At 68.1% G+C, this 2,851-nt stretch carries 1 protein-coding gene; it reads left to right on the plus strand.

Translation table 11 applies throughout. The features are described 5' to 3' along the window. Positions 1-2,851, plus strand: a 2,851-nt coding sequence (locus ACFWF3_RS30870) for an amino acid adenylation domain-containing protein (protein ID WP_379317239.1), incomplete at both ends; no start/stop codon positions are given.

The raw sequence follows: 2,851 nt of genomic DNA on the forward strand, positions 1-2,851 counted from the left end.
GATCCTCACCGACTACGCCACGACGATGACCGGGAATCCGATCGAGCTCCCGGGATCGTCGTTTCTGGGATGCCTGCCGTTCGAACGTGATTATCGGGCAAGCGATCAGTACCTGCTCGACCGCGACGCTCTGGTCGCCGCGCTGACCACCAGCACCCCCGCACTGTTCGACCGGCCCCGCGCCACCGAGGGGCTGGCACCGGTCACGGCGTACGAGTTCACGCTGGATCGCTTGCTGGTCAACCGGATTCGCGAATCAGGGCTGTCGCTGTACCCGTATTTCTGTGCGATGCTCGGCCTCTATCTGTCGCGCGTCCTGCGCACCGACGAGGTCGCCATCGGCATCCCGTTCGGTAATCGCACCAACCCCACCGAGCAGGCCACCATCGGTCACTTCGCCAACACGCTGCCACTGTCCATCCGGACAGCGGGCCCTCGCACCGTGCGCGAATTGGTGTCCGCGGTGAAAGCCGATGTGCGCCGCATGAAGCAGCACGAGCGTTATCCGCTCGGCGATCTCATGGGTGAGCTGCGCCGCCTCGGCAACCCGGCGAGACAGCTGTTCGACGTGACGGTCGCCTACCCGCGCCTGCCCTCGGCCGCGGGCTTGATCGACGGACTCGAGGAAGTGCAGCAACCCTCCCAGGGGTACAGCCCGCTGGCGATGGCCTGGACGATCTCGGAGATCGATGACAACGGGCCGCTGCTGATCCGCCTCGATCACGCCGCCGACATCTTCGATGCCGACTACCCGATCGAGTCCGTCGCCGAGCATCTGATCGCGTTGCTGCACGCCGGGATCGACGCGGTCGACACCAATCCGTCGCTGCTGCCGATGTTGTCGGCGGCCGAGCACGACCTGCTGGTCGACCGCGCTCGCGCGACGGCGCGCCCCTACGAGGACCAGACCACCGTCATCGCCCGCATCATGGCTCAGGCCGAGCGCACGCCGGACGCGGTCGCGGTCCACACCGCGACCGACGACTCGATCACCTACCGCGAGCTCGCCGACCGTGCCGCCGCCCTGTCCGGTGTGCTCCGCGATTCCGGGGTCGAGGCCGGCGATCTGGTCGCGGTGCTGCTCGAACGCGGTCCGGACATGCTCGTCGCGATCCTGGGCGCTGTGCACGCCGGAGCCGCCTATGTCCCGATCGACCCCGGCTATCCTGCCGACCGCATCGCCTACCTGCTGGCCGACAGTGCCGCCAAGGTGGTGCTGACCGACACCGAGATGTCCGGCGGGCTCGTGCTGTCGCCAGAGAACTGGTCGACGGACACCCCGGCGCGGACTCCGGCCCCGACCGGCACCGACCCGGCCTACGTGATCTACACATCCGGCTCCACCGGTCGTCCCAAAGGTGTGGTGGTCGAGCATCATTCGGTGCTCAACCGGATCGGCTGGATGCAGCGGCAGTATCCGCTGGGCCCCGCCGATGTGATCCTGCAGAAGACGCCGTCCTCGTTCGACGTGTCGGTGTGGGAGCTGTTCTGGTGGGCGCTCGAGGGTGCCCAGGTGGCGCTGCTGCGGCCGGGCGGTGAGAAGGATCCCCGTGAACTGCTCGCCGCCGTCGCCGACTTCGGTGTCACGGTCATGCATTTCGTGCCGTCGATGCTGACGCCCTTCCTGGATCTGCTCGAGTCCGACCCGACCGCGGTGGACGAGGCCGCCGGTCTGCGGACGGTGTTCTGCAGTGGTGAGGCGCTGCTCCCCCATCAGGTCAACCGGTGGAATCAGACTTTCGCCGGGCTCGGTGCCCGCGCGCCACGCCTGGTCAACCTGTACGGCCCGACCGAGGCCACCGTGGACGTGTCCTATCACGACTGCCCGGTCGACCCGGCCCGAACGGTGACCCGGGTACCGATCGGCCGACCGATCGACAACACCCGCCTGTACGTGCTCGGCCCGTCCGACCAGCCCCAACCGGTCGGCGTCGCGGGCGAATTGTGCATTGCCGGAGCCGGTCTGGCGCGCGGCTACCGCGATCGCCCGGAATTGACGGCGGAGAAATTCGTCGCCGACCCGTTCCACCCGGGCGAGCGGATGTATCGCACCGGCGATCTGGCTCGCCGCCTCGCCGACGGTGAACTGGAGTACCTGGGACGCATCGACCGGCAGGTGAAGATCCGGGGCAACCGGGTCGAGCTGGGCGAGGTCGAGAACGCACTGGCCGCACTGCCCGGCATCACCGCCGCCACGGTCATCGACCGGGCTGCCCCCGACCGCGCCACCTATCTGGCCGCCTACTGGGTGGCGGCATCCGCACCGGAGCCCGCAGCACTACGTGCTGCCTTGTCGAAGACACTGACGGAGTTCATGATTCCGTCGCTGTTCGTTCGCGTCGACGCGATCCCGCTGACCCCGAGCGGCAAGGCCGACCGCGCCGCGCTCGCGGCGATCACCGCCGAGAACTCGACCGTCGAGCACACCGCACACCGCACACCGGTCGAGGAACAGTTGGCGCTCATCTGGCGCGAGGTGCTCGACCGCGAGTCGGTATCGGTGTTCGACAATTTCTACGACCTCGGTGGCGACTCGATTCTGCTGCTGCGGGTGCGAGCCAGGGCCGAGGCCAGGGGGCTGGTGATCAGCGCTCGTGACATCGCCGAATGCCCCACCATCGCCGAACTGGCCGAGCGGGCGGGCACCGGTGCTGTCGCCGCGACCGCCCTCGCCCCGTTCGAACTGGTGGCCGGGATCGACCGAGCCCGCCTACGGCATGTGGTGGACGCGTACCCGTTGACCAGGTTGCAGCTGGGCATGCTGTTCCACAGCCGCGAACGTGCCGAATCTTCGCTCTACCACGATGTCTTCCGGTATTCGCTGCGGATGCCGTGGGACGAGGCAGCACTG

It is taken from the genome of Nocardia sp. NPDC060220 (assembly GCF_042727815.1).
Classification (GTDB): domain Bacteria; phylum Actinomycetota; class Actinomycetes; order Mycobacteriales; family Mycobacteriaceae; genus Nocardia.